Here is an 18,107-nt window from a genome sequence, read left to right as displayed (position 1 = left end):
CATTTATACTAATAAACAAAATATTACATAGAGAGGTTTTTATATGACGACAATTAAAGAAACAAATTACAACTTATTAGGTAAACAACTTGCAAGTCTCATTGAAGATGAAACAAATCTAATTGCAATTTTAAGTAATACTTCAGCTTTACTCAATGACAACTTAGATCAAATCAATTGGGTAGGATTTTATTTAATTGAAAATAATGAACTTATTTTAGGTCCTTTCCAAGGGCATCCTGCTTGCGTGCATATCTCTATAGGAAAAGGTGTATGTGGAACTGCTGTTGCAAATAACCAAACACAACTTGTCGATGATGTAAATACATTTCCTGGTCACATCGCTTGCGATGCTAATAGTAAATCTGAAATTGTCGTTCCAATTCATGTTGATAATGAAATAATCGGCGTGTTAGATATAGATGCGCCTATTACACAACGATTTAGTAAAGGCGATCAACAAGGACTTGAAGAGATAGTTTCTATCTTAGAACACCAATTATCAAAATAATAAATTTAAATGATTCCTTGACACTTTAAAAAATAATGGTACAATGAATTTTGTGTGAATTAACGAAAATAGCAGTTGTATATTATTAAGCTCTATGTTGTTCCCGATGTGGACGTGTCATGTAACTGTAGCTATAAGGTGAAGACACATAAAACAATATATCTTAATGAGCATACAACACTCTTTTTTGTTTATTCATTCCAACAAAAAAGAAAAAGGAGGAGTCTTATTATGGCTCGTTTCAGAGGTTCTAACTGGAAAAAATCTCGTCGTTTAGGTATCTCATTAAGTGGTACTGGTAAAGAATTAGAAAAACGTCCTTACGCACCAGGACAACATGGTCCAAACCAACGTAAAAAATTATCAGAATATGGTTTACAATTACGTGAAAAACAAAAATTACGTTATTTATATGGAATGACTGAAAGACAATTCCGTAACACATTTGATATTGCTGGTAAACAGCACGGTGTACACGGTGAAAACTTCATGATTTTATTAGCTAGCCGTTTAGATGCAGTAGTTTACTCATTAGGTTTAGCACGTACACGTCGTCAAGCTCGTCAATTAGTTGGCCATGGTCACATTGAAGTTGATGGTAAACGTGTTGACATCCCATCATACACTTTAAAACCTGGTCAAGTTATCTCAGTTCGTGAAAAATCACAAAACTTAGATATCATTAAAGAATCTGTTGAAATCAACAATTTCGTACCAGAATATTTAGATTTCGATGCTGACAGCTTAAAAAGTACTTTCGTTCGCTTACCAGAACGTAGTGAATTACCAGCTGAAATTAATGAACAATTAATCGTTGAGTACTACTCAAGATAAGTTGATTAATATTCTACCACCCTTTCCATTTTGGTCAGGGTGGTTTTTTATTTATAATTTAAATATATTATCTGGTATATCTGAGATAATTCCATCTACTCCTAAATGAATCAATTTTTTCACATCTTTCATGTTATTTACTGTATAAGGTATTACTTTAAGATGATGTTCATGAGCACGCTTGATAAATTTTTTATTTATTAATTTATAGTTAGGATTTATAAATTGTGCAAAAGAAGCTATATTTTCAAAATCAGGTTGTTTGTACCAGTATTGCTTTTTACTTATTAAAACACCCAGTGCATATTTCTTTGTGTATTCAGACATTCTTTTAACACTTTCCACATCAAATGACTGAATAATGACTCTATGAGAGGGAATTTGAAATTTATCGAGTTCCTCAAGTAACGCTTTTTCAATGCCAGGATACTGTTCTGGTTTTTTTATTTCAATAAGTAATGTTTTAGAGTAATTTTTAAATAAAGAAAGTACTTCGCTAAAAGTAGAAATACGAGTATTTTTAAAAGTTTCACCATGTCTGATTCCAAAATCAAATTGTTTTAATTCTTCTAAAGTAAAATCTTTTACTTTACCCTTTTGATTCGATGTGCGGTCAATGGAATCGTCATGAATGACTACTAATTGTTTATCTTTTGTAAAATGTACATCAATTTCTAACATATCAATATGTTGCATAAGGGCTGCTTTAAAACCTTCTACCGTATTTTCAGGATATTTCTGCGATAATCCACGGTGTGCAACGATTTGAAATGATGTATTAGGCTTTTGTATTTTCATTTTTAAATACCATCCTTTAAATTAATTATATGTTCAACTACACTTAAATTACCATAATGATATAGGAGGTCAATAATAATGGTTAAACACGATTTTGTAGTTCATACGTCATGGCGTGGAGGTCGTGAAGAAATCGGTAAAGTTAATGGTGATGTAATTTCTGAGCAAATTTCTATTCCCTCTTCACTTGGTGGTAATGGAACTGGGACAAATCCCGATGAAATGTTAGTTGCAGCAGCCTCATCATGTTATATTATCTCTTTAGCTGCTACACTTGAAAGAGCTAAATTTACTAATATTCATTTAGAAATTAAGTCAATTGGAAGCGCAGTGTTTGAAAATGGAAAATTTAAAATGGAAAAAATCACTCATTATCCAACAATATCTCTTACAGAAGAAGAAAAAACGCATCTTAATAAACGACTTCCTAAACTATTAGATATTGCTGATCATCATTGTATGATATCTAACTCAATTCGAAACAACGTTAAAATAGAAATTCAAGCAACCATTCAAGATTAGAACTAAAAGCGGTCGATTTAACTGCCGCTTTTTATTTTAGACTTTTAAATTTTCAGAATATTTGGTAAAATTAAAAAATCTTATATCAGGAGGAAGATTTACGATGTATTATTATGAACCCTTATTATTAACACCTGGACCAACCCCTGTACCTGATGAAATCACACATGCACTTAATTTATCAATGGTAGGCCATCGTTCTTCAGATTTTGAAGCTATCGCAGAAGAAGCATTTAATCATTTAAAACCTATTTTTGGAACTAAAAATAAAGTAATGATTCTTACTTCAAGTGGTACTAGCGTCTTAGAAGCTAGTATGTTAAATATAGTCAATCCCGAGGATCATTTTGTAGTCATTGTATCAGGTGCATTTGGCAATCGTTTTAAACAAATTGCTGAAACATATTATAAGAATGTACATGTTTATGATGTTGAATGGGGAAAAGCGGTCGACATTGAAGCATTTGAAACATATTTACATTCACTTAAACATGATATTACTGCTGTATTCACCCAATTTTGCGAGACTTCTACTGCTGTACTTCACCCTATACACAAATTAGGAAAAGTGATTAAAGCATTCAATCAAGACATTTACTTCGTTGTCGATGGCGTAAGTTGTATTGGTGCCGTTGATGTCGATTTAGAAAGAGACAATATTGATGTACTCGTGTCAGGTAGCCAGAAAGCTTTAATGTTACCGCCTGGCCTATCTTTTGTTGCTTATAATCATCGTGCACAAGAGCGATTTAAAGCAGTTAAAACACCACGTTTTTATTTAAATTTAAATAAGTACTTTGATTCTATTGAACAAAATTCTACTCCATTCACACCAAATGTTGGATTATTTAGAGCGGTTAACGCTTATGCTGCACTTATTAAAAAAGAAGGATTTAACAATACCATTCACAGACATTACTTGATTAGAGATGGTTTAAGAGAAAGTTTAAAAGCATTAGATTTAAATTTATTAGTTACTAAAGACTCATATGCCTCTCCTACTGTTACTTCTTTTATCCCTCACGATAAAGACGAATTAACATATATTAAATCAACACTAAAATCAAGATTTAATATTACTATTGCTGGTGGTCAAGGCAAACTAAAAGGAACCATTTTGAGAATTGGTCACATGGGAAAAGTGTCACCTTTTGATATTTTATCTGTTGTTTCAGCTTTAGAAATCATTCTTACAGATTATCGTAAAGTCAATTATATTGGCAAAGCTACGCTAAAATTTACGGAGGTAATTCAACATGACGCATAATATTTTAGTTTCAGATCCAATTTCAGAAAAAGGTTTACAAAGTTTAATCCATCATCCTGATTTTAACGTTGATTTTAAGTCTGGTTTAACTGAAAAAGAACTTGTCGATATTATTCCTAACTATCAAGGGTTAATCGTACGTAGTCAAACTCAAGTCACAGAATCTATTATTAACCATGCTTCAAACTTAAAAGTTATTGCAAGAGCCGGTGTAGGTGTGGATAATATTGATATAAAATCAGCAACTCTAAATGGTATACTCGTTGTAAATGCTCCCGATGGAAATACGATTTCTGCTACTGAGCACTCAGTTGCTATGATTCTAGCAATGGCACGAAATATACCGCAAGCTTACACATCACTAAAGAATAAAGAATGGAATCGTAAAGCATTTAAAGGAGTTGAATTATATCAAAAAGTATTAGGCGTCATTGGAGCAGGACGTATTGGTTTAGGTGTAGCAAAAAGATTAAAAAGTTTTGGTATGACTGTTTTAGCTTATGACCCTTTTTTGACTAAAGAAAAAGCAGAGCAACTTGGAATTGAACTAGCAACAATTGATGAAATTGCTCAACGTTCAGATTTTGTTACCGTTCACACACCATTAACACCTAAAACAAAAGGTATTATCGATGCTCATTTCTTTAATCAAGCTAAACCAACGTTACAAATTATTAATGTAGCTAGAGGCGGAATTATTAATGAAAACGACTTGCTTAATGCCTTAAATCAACATCAAATTGCTAGAGCAGCATTAGACGTATTTGAAAATGAACCTCCTCTAGATTCACCGCTGCTCGATCATAAAAATATTATTGTAACTCCTCATTTAGGTGCATCTACGATTGAAGCACAAGAAAAAGTAGCTGTATCAGTTGCTGAAGAAATCATTGATATTTTAGAAAATGGTAATGTTACAAACGCAGTCAATGCACCTAAGTTAAACTTAAACCATATTGATGAGAAGACACAACAATGGCTTCGTATTAGCCAGCTTTCAGGTGAATTGGCAATTCAATTATTAGATGATGCGCCTAGAGAGATTAAAGTGACTTTTAACGGAGAACATGCTAAAAAAGAAGCTGATTTAATTACTCGATCAATCGTAACGTCAATTTTAAAACAAAATTTAGGTGAACGCGTGAACTTAATTAATGCTATTGCATTATTAAACGAACAAGGTATCACTCATCATATTGAAAATCGTGCTTCACAGGGGACATTCAGCAATTATATTCAAATTAATTTGATAAGTGAACATGAAGAGGTGAAAATTGGTGCAACTGTAATAGACGGATTTGGTGCACGTATTGTAAGAATTAATGATTATTCAGTAGATTTTAAACCTAATGCTTATCAATTTATTTCTTATCATAAAGACTTACCAGGAATGGTAGGTTTAACAGGTCAACTACTCGGTAAACATGATATCAATATTGCTTCAATGTCTTTAGGAAGAAGTTCTGAAGGTGGACAAGCAATGATGATTCTGTCAGTAGATCAACCTATTACTCAACAAGTTATTAAAGAATTATATGAGATTGGTGATTTTGATAAAATCTACGGTACAACTTTATCAATATAATAAATAAGAAAGGAACGACGATAATATTCGGCGTTCCCTTCTTTTTATTATTTATTAAGTAGAATATGTCTAATGTCACAAATATGATTAACAATATAATCAGCACCATGTTGCTCTAGCTCTTCTTTTGCTCCTTTCCCACTTAAACCAGTTAAAGTACCTATAAATGTTGCCCCAATCGTTTTAGCACACAATAAATCCGCTAATGAATCACCAACAATAAATACATCATCCTCATTAACAATATGTGTTTGATTTTGAATATAGTGCAAATAATCTCTCTCATTGTTTCCATAAAGAGTTGCAATATAACTAAATGGATTAGGTTTACCTAGTGACCCTTCTTTTGGAAATACTGACTCAGCTTTCAATACTTCACTCGCTGTAACAATATGCTTTTCATTAAAAAAAGTTTTAAGACCAAAGGATTCAAATGGAACAATGGTTTCTGTTCTTGGTCTACCAGTTGCAATGGCAATGTTAAAACCTGCTTGTTTTATATCATTTAATAAAGTTTTAATTTCTTCCACAGGACGTAAGATCATTTCTTCATAAATAAAACCAGATTTAGGAATAGACAAAGGAGTAAGTTTTTCTACTTTTTCATATAAAGTTGTTCCTAAATACCATTCTTGATATACTGCTCTAGCTAAATTCCAAAGTGGACTTTTTAAATTAAATAATTTAGCATTTTCAATATTTAATTGATCTTTTGCATAACCTTCTAATTCAAGATAAATATTCTCTTTACCACTTTGACTATTTTGAATAAATTTTAACGGTACTGCATAATTAACTTTAAATTGATCATTATAAGATTGTAATTCACGTAGAGTCTCAACTGAAAACGTTTCAACATGAGTCACTTGTCTAATTGTTTCTGAATCCAACTGTTTCAAGAGATGGATGAAGTGAATACTAAATACAACAAATAGCATATCCCAGTTAGAATTAAGGCCTAAAGATTTTAATTGATTTAAAATTTGATCATTTAAAAATACTCGTGTTCTTATATCTTCAATTAATTCATCATTCATATAATTAAAATTTTGAGCGCTATCTAAACCTAAAAAGTCATCACTCTTTAATAGTTCTTCTACTGTTAAGGCAGATACATCAAAGCAACGTTCTTCACTTAAAAACACACCATCTACATCAAATAAAATTGATTTCATCGACATCTCTCCATTTTTTGACTATTCTGATACTTATAATCATAACGAACATTTATATAAAGTCAATGTAATAAAAATAAGAGCCAATGCTTAAAATCTAGCATTAGCTCTTTTATATAAACAATATTTATCAATAGGACTATAGTGTAACAAATGATTTGGACATATATTGTCGCTTTTATTGTTTCTATTGAATTATTTCAACTGTTTTTCAATTTCATCTGCTACCTGTTGAACATGTGTACCAATAATTACTTGTGTTGAATGGTGGCCATTTTTCGTCACCCCAACAGCTCCAGCATTTCTAATTTTTTGTTCATCAATAATCGTATTATCTTTTAGTTCTAAGCGAAGTCGTGTAGCACAATTTGTTAAACTATCAATATTAGATTTTCCACCTAAACCTTCTAATATTTGTGTAGCTGGTTGATGATATTTTCCACTTTTTGATTTATCTGTAGTCGTCGTTTCTTCTACTACCGGATCAGCTAGTAAGTTATCACCACGTCCTATTGTATTTAAATTCAATACTTTAATCATAATTCTAAAAATAACATAATATAAAATAAAGAATACAATACCTTGAACTAATAGCATTAAAGGGTGATTAGCGATTGGATTAATTAGCGATAAAACATAATCAATTAATCCTGCACTAAATGAGAATCCCGCGGTCCAATGAAATAGAGATGCAATAAGTAATGAAAGTCCTGTTAATAAGGCATGTATGATAAAAAGTACAGGTGCAACAAACATAAATGCAAATTCAATTGGCTCTGTAACGCCTACTACAAATGCTGAAATAGCACTTGCTAAAAACCATCCCCATACTTGCTTTTGTTGCTTTGTCTCAGCACTGTGATACATTTGCAAGTGCTGCTGCTGGTATACCAAACATCATAATTGGGAAGAAACCTGCTTGATAACGTCCTGTTATACCTTTTACTGCATCTACACCTGTTTGGAATTTACCAATATCATTAATTCCTGCTGTATCGAACCAAAATACTGCATTCAATGCATGATGTAAACCAGTAGGAATAAGTAATCGATTAAAGACACCATATAAAAATGCCCCGAATGAACCAAAACCTACTAACCATTCTCCAAATGCAACAATGCCTGAAAAGACCATAGGCCAAATAAATAATAGTATAACTGCTAATATGGTACTAAAAAATACAGTCATAATAGGTACTAATCGTTTACCACTAAAAAATGACAAGGCCATAGGTAATTCAACTTCACTAAATTTATTAAAAGAATATGCTGCAATTAACCCGATAATAATACCAAGAAATACATTAGAATTATCCATTTTTGTAAAGCCTAAGTTAACTGCTTTTTCTTTTATATTAAATAACGTAGCCACATTTTCTGGATTTAATACTTTCGTTACCATAGCATATCCTAACGCACCTGCCAAAGCAACCGCCCCATCGTTCTTTTTAGCCATACCAATAGCTACACCGATAGCAAAAATTAATCCTAATTGTCCTAAAATAGCTGTTCCTACAATTGAAAAGAACATGGCTACTGTGGGAAGAACATGAAGTGCGTTTAGTAAGTTACCTATCCCGGTTATGATTGCTCCTGCTGGTAAAACAGCTACAGGGAGCATTAACGATCTTCCGAGATTTTGAAAGAATTTAAACATCTTTTATCCTCCTTTATTTATTAAAAATTATATTTTTTATGTATTTAGTCCAATATATAATCTACCATATTTGTAAGCGGTTACGCTATATGTTTATTTTATATAAATAGACAATGTGATGACAATATAAAAAAGATACGCTCTAACCAATAAAGATTAAAACGTATATATATATATTTAATAAGATATTATAAGTGATTTTTATTATTGATTGAGATAATTAACTGGTATTTTACTTCAAATCCTTTTTTTATTAAATAATCTTTCCACATTGACTAAATAAAAATGATTAAAGTCAAAATAACAAGAACAATACATTAGATAATATATGGTACTAACGGAAAATAGATTTCTTAAAACTTGTCATTTTCACTCATGGTACTCCTATCATCCATTTATCAATTATTTATAAAAAAAGAAGATTCTCTATTTAGAAAATCTTCTGATGAATAATGCTATCAATATCTATTAAAGACGTGCTTGAATAAGATGAAGTTCATGTTGTAACTGTGCTGTACGTCTTTCTATTTCTTTAGTTAGAAAATCAATTTTTTCGTTACGCTTTAAATCTTTAGGTATGTCAGACTGATAAATAGGTTTACCAAATTTAATCATCGCTTGACCAGTGACTAAACCATGTAACTTCGTTGGTCCAACATAAGCAGCTGGTAAGATTGGTGCTTTACCTAGCATAGCAATCGTTGCAGCTCCACGTTTTAAAGGCGCGCCTTCAACTGAAGTTCTATGACCTGTTGGGAAGATACCTACTGTTTTATGATCTTTCAATAATTTAACAGGTTGCTTTAACGTACTAGGTCCCGGATTTTCTCGATCTACTGGAAAAGCATTTAAAGATCTTAAAAATTTGCCACCCCATTTATTACTAAATAATTCTTTTTTAGCCATATAATGAATTTCATTTGGAATTAAAGCTAATCCTAATAAAATTACTTCATTATAACTTTCATGGGTACAAGTCACAACATATTTACTATCTTTAGGAATGTTCTCTTTACCTACAATATGTAATGAACGTGCCATTTTTACGATTATTAATTCTAAAAATTTACTAATAAATTTATACATTTTGTCACCTACTTCTAAGTTTCTACACTTAGTCGATTTTATCATTAACTTATCACGTGAACAAGATTTTAAAAGATACATCTTAAGTCTGATAGCTATTTACTAGAAATATTTAAATATTTTCTTCATAATTGAGATAATGGTTAAAATAAATACGGAGGTTTCATATGACAGAATATAATCAATATTTTCAATCCAGTGATTATCAACATTCACGTCCACCTAAACCGAAATTTCCATGGTTTAGAATTATTATTATTGCTCTAATCGCTGGTATCATAGGAGCATTAATTGTTTTAGGAGTTAATCGACTTATGAATGGAGATGATTCAAATAGTGGTGGATCTCAAGTCCAACAGGCTACAAATGATAAAGGTGGCAATGTGTTAGACGGTAAAAGTGATAAATATAAATCGGTTAATGCCATGATCAAAGATGTCTCTCCTGCTATTGTAGGTGTCATCAATATGCAAAAGGTAACAAGTTTTGACGATTTATTACAAGGTAAATCAACTAAAGCACAAGAAGCTGGTATCGGTTCTGGTGTTATTTATCAAATTAACAACAATTCTTCTTACATCGTCACTAATAATCATGTTATTGATGGTGCATCACAAATTAAAGTACAATTACATAATGGTAAACAAGTAGAAGCAAAGCTTGTAGGTACAGATGCAGTTTCAGATATTGCAGTTTTAAAAATTGATTCTCAAAAAGGAATTAAAGCAATGAAATTCGCAAATTCTTCTAAAGTTCAAACTGGCGATAGTGTTTTCGCAATGGGTAACCCACTTGGCTTAGAATTTGCTAACTCAGTAACATCAGGTATTATTTCTGCAAATGAACGTACAATTGAATCTAATACCACTTCTGGTGGAACTAAAGTGAATGTGCTACAAACAGATGCAGCAATTAATCCTGGTAACTCTGGAGGTGCATTAGTAGATGTTAATGGTAATTTAGTAGGTATTAATTCAATGAAAATTGCTGCTGACCAAGTTGAAGGTATTGGTTTTGCAATCCCAAGTAATGAAGTAAGAGTTACAATTGAACAACTCGTTAAACATGGTAAAGTAGAACGTCCTTCAATTGGAATAGGGTTACTTAACTTAAGTGATATTCCAGATTCTTATAAAAAAGAATTAAAAACTGATCGTGATACTGGTGTGTATGTAGCAAAAGTTAGCCACTCTAGTGAATTAAAAGTTGGCGATATCATTACTAAAGTAGATAGTAAAAAAGTAGATGATGATACCGATCTAAGAACGTACTTATATCAAAATAAAAAGCCAGGTGAAACCGTGAAGTTGACTGTTATACGTGATGGTAAAACTAAAGACGTATCAGTCACTCTTAAAAATCAAAAATCAATATCTTCGCAATCATATAATTCTGAAGATAATAATAGTCAATTTATTCGATAATAAATAACGAGGTTAATCCAAAATAATGGATTAACCTCGTTTTCAATATATTCTTCTCAGATAAGATTATTTATAATTTACCATGAAGTATTTTTTCTTACCACGGCGAATAATTGTAAATTCATTATCAAATTTATCTTCATCAGTTAAGTTGTAATCAACAGACTGTTCTCTTTCACCATTAATATAAATTGCTCCATTGTTTACATCTTCTCTTGCTTGTCGTTTTGAGGAAGCAATTCCAGATTCAATTAAAACATCAATAATGTTAGTTGTTGCTTTAGAAACTTCAACTTGAGGTACTTCTTTAAACCCTGCTTTGATATCTTTAATTGATAAAGATTTTAAATCACCTTTAAATAATGCTTCTGAAATTCTAATTGCATCATCAAGTGCTTCTTTACCATGAATAAATTCTGTTACATTTTCAGCAAGTGCTTTTTGAGCTTCTCGTAAATGTGGTGCTTCATCTCTAGATTGTTCAAGGCGATTAATATCTTCTTTACTTAAGAATGTAAAGTATTTTAAGAATTTAATAACATCTTCATCCGATTGATTAATCCAGAATTGATAAAATTCATACGGTGTTGTTTTTTCAGCATCTAACCAAACAGCTCCAGATTCTGATTTCCCAAACTTTTTACCATCAGACTTTGTCACTAATGGAATAGTTAAACCATAAGCTTCTGTTTGACCATACATACGTCGCATTAACTCAATACCACTTGTAATATTACCCCATTGATCAGAACCACCAACTTGAATTTTACAATTAAGTTCACGATTTAAGTGGCCAAAGTCAATTGCTTGTAAAATAGTATAGGTAAATTCTGTATATGAAATTCCATTTTCTAATCGTGATTGAATTGAATCTTTACCTAGCATATAATTGACACCTACATGTTTACCATAATCACGTAGGAAACTTATTAGTGAAATTTGACTTAACCAGTCTCTATTATTAACGAGTACGGCTCCTTTATCTGTGCCAAATTCAAATAGTTTATGCATTTGAGCGCTTAAGCCTTCAACATTTTTTGCTACTTGATCTTCAGTTTGTAATACACGTTCTTCAGATTTACCAGATGGGTCTCCAATCATACCAGTGCCTCCACCAATAAGTACTATTGGACGATGACCATGTTCTTGGAATCGACGTAATGTCATAAATGGTAAAAGATGACCAATATGTAAACTATCAGCAGTTGGATCTGCACCACAATACAACGTTACTTGTTCTTTATTTAATAAATCTTCAATACCTTGTTCATCAGTTTGTTGATAAATTAAACCTCTCCATTGTAATTCTTCTAGTAATGCATTTGACATAGTTATATCCTCCTATAAAATTTATTTTTATTAAATAAAAAAGCACCCTCACAACAATGTAAGGGCGCTTATGCACGTTACCACCATACTTAACAATTCAAATAGAATTGTTTACTCTATTAATGATACGCTCATTAATAAACGTTGAATAAATAAGTATGAGGTGTATTCATATATAAACACATGTTAGTTCACAGCATCCACTAACTCTCTGTTAAGTTAATTTATATATTACTTCTCCTCTTATTCAATACATATTGAATTGATAATAATTATAAAAAAACCTCTTCTAAAAGTCAAATATGCTAGATATGATATACTGTATTTAATTTGAGGAGGACTACCATGAAATTATTATTTAAAGATGCTCAATTTAAAACGTTTGAAAAAAATTATAAGTTTATAAAACATATTATGGTAGGTCTTTTGAGTATTATAGTTTTAGGTTCTATACTTATTGTTCTTGGTACTGCTACTTATTTTCATCATCTTACTCAAGAAGCTTCAAATATAAGTGATACTGAATTGAAACACCGCGTACTACACTTTTCAGGTGATGAGATTTTGAATCACGATAAAAATATTTTAACTGAGTATGATCATTCTCAAAACTCTCTCATCGTAGGTCCAAAACATGTAAATTCAAACGTAATTAAAGCATTAATATCTTCTGAAGACACATTATTTTTTAAACATGATGGAATTTTACCAAAAGCGTTAATAAGAGCAATGATCCAAGATGTTTTAAGTTTAAATTCTCGTTCTGACGGAAGTACAATTACACAACAATTAATAAAGAATCAAGTCTTAACAAATGAAAAAACATATAGTCGTAAGGCAAATGAAATTATATTAGCGATGCGTCTTGAAAAAATATTATCTAAAAATGAAATTATTTATACATATTTAAATATTGTACCGTTTGGACGCGATTATAATGGTGCAAATATAAGTGGAATTGCGTCTGCTTCCTATAGTTTATTTAACGTTCCCCCCTCCAAGTTAAATGTTGCACAATCTGCTTATCTTGTTGGCTTATTGCAAAGCCCTTATACGTATACACCGTATGAAGATAATGGTGATTTGAAGTCTTATAACGAAGTTAAAATTAGTATTGACCGTCAGTATTATGTATTAAAACGAATGCTAGTGGAAGGGGTAATCAGTAAAAAGACATATCAACAGGCAAAACAATATACTATTTATGATCATTTATTAACTAAGCCTCAATGAATCAATCAATATCTTATATCGCACATATATTAATTTAAATGATTTATGAGTATTGAATTTAAGAACCTTTTAAAATAAATATATGATAGTAATAACACAAAATATCGATATATGATTTAAATTACCTGAAATTCGTTTTTTACTTGGTTTTGCCGCTAAATCGCTTGTTTTTTCACATGCAGTTTTACCAACAAAATGATGAAATTTGTTGGTAAAACAAAAAAACGTCTGAGACAGTAAATGTCTCAAACGCTTTTTCTTTAATCTAAATTAGAATAATCCTACTGCATGACCTTCATCAGTGACATCCATGTTTAATGCCGCTGGTTTTTTAGGTAATCCCGGCATTGTCATAATTGCCCCTGTTAATGCAACAATAAATCCAGCGCCTGTTTTAGCTTCTAATTCTCTGATAGTTATATCAAAATCAGTTGGTGCACCTAAAGCGGTTGCATCATCACTAAATGAGTATTGTGTTTTAGCCATACAGATTGGATATTTGCCCCATCCATTGTCGGTAAATTCTTTTAATTGTTTTTTTGCTTTTTTACTGAACGTTACTGAAGAACCACCATAGATTTCTTTTACAATTGTTTCAATTTTTTCTTCTAATGATTGATCTAAATCATACAAGAATTTAAATTCTTGTGGTTGATCGATGACTTCAAGAACTTGATTAGCAAGATCAACGCCACCTTTACCGCCTTTTTCCCATACTTCTGTTAAGGCAATTCGTACATTATTTTCTTTAGCCCAAGCTTTAACTGCCTCAGTTTCGTCTTCAGTGTCATGTACAAACGCATTTAAAGCAACCACAGGTTCTACTCCAAATTTTCTAATATTATTAACATGACGCTCTAAATTAACAATACCAGCTTTAACTGCTTCAACATTTTCTTCTTTTAGATTATCTTTACCAACGCCTCCATGCATTTTTAATGCACGAACAGTAGCTACTAGGACAACTGCAGAAGGTTCAAAGCCCGCTTCACGTGCTTTGATGTCTATAAATTTTTCAGCGCCTAAATCTGAACCAAATCCTGCTTCTGTAACAACAATATCTGCTAAATCACGTGCAGTTTCAGTTGCTAAAATCGAGTTACAACCATGAGCTATATTAGCAAATGGTCCACCATGTACAAGTGCTGGTGTTCCTTCAATAGTTTGTACTAAATTAGGTTTAATTGCATCTTTAAGTATCATTGCAAGAGCGCCTTCAACTTTTAAGTCTGCAACAGTAATTGGTTTACGCTCACGAGTATAACCAACTGTAATACGACTGATTTTTTCTTTTAAATCATTAATATTACGAGCTAAACATAAAATCGCCATTATTTCAGATGCTACAGTGATATTGAAACCATCTTCACGTGGAACACCGTTAGTTGGTCCACCTAACCCAACAATGACATTACGTAATGCACGATCATTCATATCAAGTACACGTTTCCATTCAACACGACGTACATCAATTGCTAAATCATTACCTTGATGAATGTGATTGTCTATAAATGCTGATAATGCATTATTCGCTGTTGTAATTGCATGGAAATCGCCGTTAAAGTGTAAATTAATATCTTCCATAGGTAAAACCTGCGCATATCCCCCACCAGTGGCGCCACCTTTAATTCCGAAAGTTGGCCCTAAAGCAGGTTCACGTAAAGCAACCATTACATTTTTATTTAACTCATTAAAAGCATCAGCTAAGCCTACTGTTACAGTTGATTTACCTTCACCAGCTGGTGTAGGGCTCATTGCAGTTACTAAGACAACTTTACCTTTTTCTTCTTTTGATTGAACTTGATTAATATCAATTTTAGCTTTGTAGTGTCCATATTGCTCTAAAGCATGTTCAGGTATTCCTGCTTTTTTTGCAATGTCTCCAATTGGTTTTAATTCTGATTGATTAGCAATATCTAAATCTGATAAATGTGCCAAATTATTTCAACCCCTTGTTTAAAATAAATTTTATGTAATAAGATATTTAGAAATAACTACCAAATCATCTTACTACTTTATAATAACTAACAAACAAATATATGTCGAATACTTGATAGCGTTTACAAAAATATTTAATTTCCTTAAAAATAAATTTAGTAATATTAAAAGGTTTACATAATTATATTATAGTAACTTATATATTAAAAAAGGATAAAATTATTCATTTTATCCTTTTTTCTACATTACTTTATTTAGTAGTATTTCGATATTCAATTCTATGTGGCAAAACTACATTAGGTTCTGCAATGTCTTCTTCATTCATAAATTTAGTAAGAAGACGCATACCTACTGCTCCGATGTCATACAATGGTTGAATGACACTAGATAGTTTAGGTCTAACCATTTCTACCAAACGCGTATTATTAAAACTAACGATTTGTAGTTCTTCTGGAACTTTTATTCCAGCATCAAGAGCACTATGCAAAATACCAATTGCTTGTTCATCACTAATAGATAATATAGCATCAGGTAAATTATTTTTTAATTTTTCAAAAACATTCACTCCGTCTTTATAGCTTTCTGAACCTGATAATTCTATAGTGTTATTTAACTTTAATTGATGTTTGTTTAAAGCATCTTTCAAACCACTTAGTACATCTTCTTGAGCCTTTTTAGAATAATCTCCACTTACAAGTACAAAATCTTTTGCGCCTGTTTTAATAAGTTGTTCTGTAACTTCTCTGGCAGCTTTAGCAAAATCGATATTAACAGATGCGATATTGTCATCTTTACCATTTGTGCCAGATACTACAACTGGAACTGAAGAATGATTAATTAAATCTTTGATTTCATCAGAAATTGTACCACCTAAAAAGATAATGCCATCTACTTGTTTACTTAACAAATTATTAAAAATTTCTTTTTCTTTTTCTGAATCATTATCTGAATTAGAAATGATAGAGTGATACTTATACATTGTTGCAATATCTTCAATACCTCTAGCAAGTTGAGAATAATAAATATTAGAGATATCTGGTATAATAACGCCTACTGTAGTTGTACGTTTACTAGCTAGTCCTCTTGCAACAGCATTTGGTCTATAATTTAATCTTTGAATAACATCATTTACTTTTTTACGTGTTTCTGGTTTTACGTTTTGATTGCCATTAACTACTCGTGATACAGTTGCCATAGATACACGAGCTTCTCTAGCTACATCATATATAGTTACCGTCATAATTTCCTCCTTGTAAGCGTTTCATTTATTATTATAACGTGTTTTCATTTCATTTTCAAAGTTTATCATAAATTGGTTATGTGTCAAATATATAAGACTTATATTCACAATTGTGTCAAATTTTAGTTAATAGATTTAATAAAATCAAAATAAAACTATTCGTTTTAACTAAAAAAGAACAATATAGAAGTTAAATATAAAACTTTCTATATTGCCCTATATTTTAGTAAAATGAATAGCTAGTAAATTAAAGTATGATGTTTTATTTAAGTTGTTTAGAATTGTACATGTCAGCTAATGGCTTTAATTCATTATAAAATTTATCAAACTCATTTAAATCCATTTGTTGACCACTATCACTTAAAGCTACTGATGGATTTGGATGTACTTCTGCCATTACTCCGTCTGCACCCACTGCAAGTGCTGCTTTTGCAGTCGGTAACATAATATCCTTACGTCCTGTACTATGTGTAACATCTACCATTACTGGTAAGTGAGTACCTTGTTTTAAGATAGGTACGGCAGAAATATCAAGTGTATTACGAGTAGCTTTTTCATAAGTACGAATACCACGTTCACATAGAATAATATTTTTATTACCTTGAGAAGCAATGTATTCAGCTGCAAATGTAAATTCCTCAATAGTAGCTGATAAACCACGTTTTAATAAGATTGGCTTATTTGTACGTCCAGCTTCTTTAAGTAATTCAAAATTTTGCATATTTCTTGCACCAATTTGGAAGACATCTAAGTATTCATCAGCAATTTCGAAATCAGCTGGATTTACAATTTCACTAACAATATTAAGATTGAATTTATCTTTAACATTTTTCAATATTTTAAGCCCTTCAATTCCTAATCCTTGGAAATCGTATGGTGATGTTCTTGGTTTAAATGCACCGCCTCTAATAAATTTCTCACCTTTGGCTTGTAAATCACGAGCTACTGCATCAACTTGTTCTTGAGATTCAACAGAACATGGACCAAATACAAATGATTTATTTCCATCACCAATAACTCCACCATTATCAAATTTTACAATTGTATCTTCCGGTTTTAATTTTCTTGAAACATATAAGTGCTTTTCATTTTCTGATTTTTGTAAATCAGTAGACGCTTTAAAGATTTCTTTAAACAATTGTTTAATTACATTATCATTAAATGGTCCGTTATTACGATCCATTAATTCATTAATCATTTCTTTTTCTCGTTGAGGGTCATAAACTTTAGTACCTTGCTTAATTTTTTCTTCTCCTATTTTTTGAGCTAATTCCCCTCTTTTTGATAATAAGTCTAGAATTTGATTATTAATTGAAATTATCTCTTCCCTGTATTGTTCTAACTTTGTAGACATTCATACTCACCTCAATAAATTTTACTATACTGAATTATATTACTTTAAAGCGGTAAAATAATTGTATTTAGATAGTATTCTAACAATTACATTAAAAATGTTCAACTATAAATCGAATAAATTTTCTAATATTTCTGAATTATTAAAATTAATA

General features: G+C 31.1%; 14 protein-coding genes and 1 pseudogene. 7 read left to right on the top strand and 8 right to left on the bottom strand.

Annotated features, from left to right (window positions below; translation table 11 throughout):
* Nucleotides 1-43 precede the first annotated feature (43 nt).
* Together NR218_RS07305 and rpsD are read left to right on the top strand one after the other, a co-directional pair.
* Nucleotides 44-511 (top strand): GAF domain-containing protein, encoded by a 468-nt coding sequence (locus tag NR218_RS07305; protein WP_017176110.1) that lies wholly within the window; start codon nucleotides 44-46, stop codon nucleotides 509-511.
* A 231-nt stretch (nucleotides 512-742) separates the two neighbouring features.
* Nucleotides 743-1,345, top strand: a complete 603-nt coding sequence (gene rpsD, locus NR218_RS07300; protein WP_070508291.1) for a 30S ribosomal protein S4 — start codon at nucleotides 743-745, stop codon at nucleotides 1,343-1,345.
* Between the two features lie 51 nt (nucleotides 1,346-1,396).
* On the opposite strand, the gene NR218_RS07295 is transcribed toward rpsD, so the two are convergent.
* Nucleotides 1,397-2,143 carry a glycerophosphodiester phosphodiesterase gene (locus NR218_RS07295; protein WP_048680930.1) on the bottom strand — a complete coding sequence of 249 codons (747 nt, stop codon included), beginning with the start codon at nucleotides 2,141-2,143 and terminating at the stop codon, nucleotides 1,397-1,399.
* A gap of 78 nt (nucleotides 2,144-2,221) precedes the next feature.
* Between NR218_RS07295 and NR218_RS07290 the strand changes: the two genes are divergently transcribed.
* The 3 genes from NR218_RS07290 (at nucleotide 2,222) to serA (ending at nucleotide 5,517) form a co-directional block, all read left to right on the top strand.
* Nucleotides 2,222-2,665, top strand: a complete 444-nt coding sequence (locus tag NR218_RS07290; protein WP_017176107.1) for an OsmC family protein — start codon at nucleotides 2,222-2,224, stop codon at nucleotides 2,663-2,665.
* A gap of 103 nt (nucleotides 2,666-2,768) precedes the next feature.
* The gene (locus tag NR218_RS07285; RefSeq protein WP_017176106.1) at nucleotides 2,769-3,932 is read left to right on the top strand and encodes a pyridoxal-phosphate-dependent aminotransferase family protein; all 1,164 of its coding nucleotides are present in this window, start codon (nucleotides 2,769-2,771) and stop codon (nucleotides 3,930-3,932) included.
* Nucleotides 3,922-5,517 carry a phosphoglycerate dehydrogenase gene (gene serA / locus NR218_RS07280; RefSeq protein WP_017176105.1) on the top strand — a complete coding sequence of 532 codons (1,596 nt, stop codon included), beginning with the start codon at nucleotides 3,922-3,924 and terminating at the stop codon, nucleotides 5,515-5,517. The genes NR218_RS07285 and serA overlap by 11 nt, the downstream gene beginning before the upstream one ends.
* 47 nt (nucleotides 5,518-5,564) lie before the next feature.
* On the opposite strand, the gene NR218_RS07275 is transcribed toward serA, so the two are convergent.
* The 3 genes and pseudogenes from NR218_RS07275 to NR218_RS07265 form a co-directional block, all read right to left on the bottom strand.
* A complete protein-coding gene (locus tag NR218_RS07275) occupies nucleotides 5,565-6,692 on the bottom strand; it encodes an HAD family hydrolase (RefSeq protein ID WP_017176104.1) in 1,128 nt (375 codons plus the stop codon).
* A gap of 195 nt (nucleotides 6,693-6,887) precedes the next feature.
* Nucleotides 6,888-8,349 (bottom strand): annotated as a pseudogene (nagE, locus tag NR218_RS07270) (N-acetylglucosamine-specific PTS transporter subunit IIBC).
* A gap of 468 nt (nucleotides 8,350-8,817) precedes the next feature.
* The gene (locus tag NR218_RS07265; protein ID WP_017176102.1) at nucleotides 8,818-9,435 is read right to left on the bottom strand and encodes a lysophospholipid acyltransferase family protein; all 618 of its coding nucleotides are present in this window, start codon (nucleotides 9,433-9,435) and stop codon (nucleotides 8,818-8,820) included.
* 167 nt (nucleotides 9,436-9,602) lie between these two features.
* Between NR218_RS07265 and NR218_RS07260 the strand changes: the two genes are divergently transcribed.
* Nucleotides 9,603-10,859, top strand: a complete 1,257-nt coding sequence (locus NR218_RS07260; RefSeq protein ID WP_019835460.1) for a S1C family serine protease — start codon at nucleotides 9,603-9,605, stop codon at nucleotides 10,857-10,859.
* Nucleotides 10,860-10,925: 66 nt separating this feature from the next.
* On the opposite strand, the gene tyrS is transcribed toward NR218_RS07260, so the two are convergent.
* A complete protein-coding gene (gene tyrS, locus NR218_RS07255) occupies nucleotides 10,926-12,188 on the bottom strand; it encodes a tyrosine--tRNA ligase (RefSeq protein ID WP_002487995.1) in 1,263 nt (420 codons plus the stop codon).
* A 345-nt stretch (nucleotides 12,189-12,533) separates the two neighbouring features.
* Here tyrS and NR218_RS07250 point away from each other — a divergent pair, with 345 nt between their 5' ends.
* Nucleotides 12,534-13,421, top strand: coding sequence for a transglycosylase domain-containing protein (locus NR218_RS07250; RefSeq protein WP_265883297.1), 888 nt, complete (start codon nucleotides 12,534-12,536; stop codon nucleotides 13,419-13,421).
* Nucleotides 13,422-13,691: 270 nt separating this feature from the next.
* On the opposite strand, the gene NR218_RS07245 is transcribed toward NR218_RS07250, so the two are convergent.
* The 3 genes from NR218_RS07245 to NR218_RS07235 all read right to left on the bottom strand — a co-directional run bounded on the left by NR218_RS07245 (nucleotide 13,692) and on the right by NR218_RS07235 (nucleotide 17,953).
* The gene (locus NR218_RS07245) at nucleotides 13,692-15,359 is read right to left on the bottom strand and encodes a formate--tetrahydrofolate ligase (protein ID WP_019835462.1); all 1,668 of its coding nucleotides are present in this window, start codon (nucleotides 15,357-15,359) and stop codon (nucleotides 13,692-13,694) included.
* A gap of 250 nt (nucleotides 15,360-15,609) precedes the next feature.
* Nucleotides 15,610-16,599: a catabolite control protein A gene (gene ccpA / locus NR218_RS07240; RefSeq protein ID WP_017176097.1), complete on the bottom strand. Its 990-nt coding sequence runs from the start codon at nucleotides 16,597-16,599 to the stop codon at nucleotides 15,610-15,612.
* A gap of 262 nt (nucleotides 16,600-16,861) precedes the next feature.
* On the bottom strand, nucleotides 16,862-17,953 hold the full coding sequence (locus NR218_RS07235) for a bifunctional 3-deoxy-7-phosphoheptulonate synthase/chorismate mutase (RefSeq protein ID WP_019835463.1): 1,092 nt from the start codon (nucleotides 17,951-17,953) through the stop codon (nucleotides 16,862-16,864).
* Nucleotides 17,954-18,107: the final 154 nt, after the last annotated feature.

The organism is Staphylococcus sp. SUC_1.2 (assembly GCF_026222585.1).
Note: the sequence above shows the minus strand (reverse complement) of the source record. Positions and strands in the feature narration are given on the sequence as shown.

What these genes read in the sequence shown, in the direction of transcription:
- NR218_RS07305 (WP_017176110.1), top strand. Translation starts at nt 44, where the DNA reads ATGACGACAATTAAAGAAACAAATTACAACTTATTAGGTAAACAACTT.
- rpsD (WP_070508291.1), top strand. Translation starts at nt 743, where the DNA reads ATGGCTCGTTTCAGAGGTTCTAACTGGAAAAAATCTCGTCGTTTAGGT.
- NR218_RS07295 (WP_048680930.1), bottom strand. Translation starts at nt 2,143, where the DNA reads ATGAAAATACAAAAGCCTAATACATCATTTCAAATCGTTGCACACCGT.
- NR218_RS07290 (WP_017176107.1), top strand. Translation starts at nt 2,222, where the DNA reads ATGGTTAAACACGATTTTGTAGTTCATACGTCATGGCGTGGAGGTCGT.
- NR218_RS07285 (WP_017176106.1), top strand. Translation starts at nt 2,769, where the DNA reads ATGTATTATTATGAACCCTTATTATTAACACCTGGACCAACCCCTGTA.
- serA (WP_017176105.1), top strand. Translation starts at nt 3,922, where the DNA reads ATGACGCATAATATTTTAGTTTCAGATCCAATTTCAGAAAAAGGTTTA.
- NR218_RS07275 (WP_017176104.1), bottom strand. Translation starts at nt 6,692, where the DNA reads ATGAAATCAATTTTATTTGATGTAGATGGTGTGTTTTTAAGTGAAGAA.
- NR218_RS07265 (WP_017176102.1), bottom strand. Translation starts at nt 9,435, where the DNA reads ATGTATAAATTTATTAGTAAATTTTTAGAATTAATAATCGTAAAAATG.
- NR218_RS07260 (WP_019835460.1), top strand. Translation starts at nt 9,603, where the DNA reads ATGACAGAATATAATCAATATTTTCAATCCAGTGATTATCAACATTCA.
- tyrS (WP_002487995.1), bottom strand. Translation starts at nt 12,188, where the DNA reads ATGTCAAATGCATTACTAGAAGAATTACAATGGAGAGGTTTAATTTAT.
- NR218_RS07250 (WP_265883297.1), top strand. Translation starts at nt 12,534, where the DNA reads ATGAAATTATTATTTAAAGATGCTCAATTTAAAACGTTTGAAAAAAAT.
- ccpA (WP_017176097.1), bottom strand. Translation starts at nt 16,599, where the DNA reads ATGACGGTAACTATATATGATGTAGCTAGAGAAGCTCGTGTATCTATG.
- NR218_RS07235 (WP_019835463.1), bottom strand. Translation starts at nt 17,953, where the DNA reads ATGTCTACAAAGTTAGAACAATACAGGGAAGAGATAATTTCAATTAAT.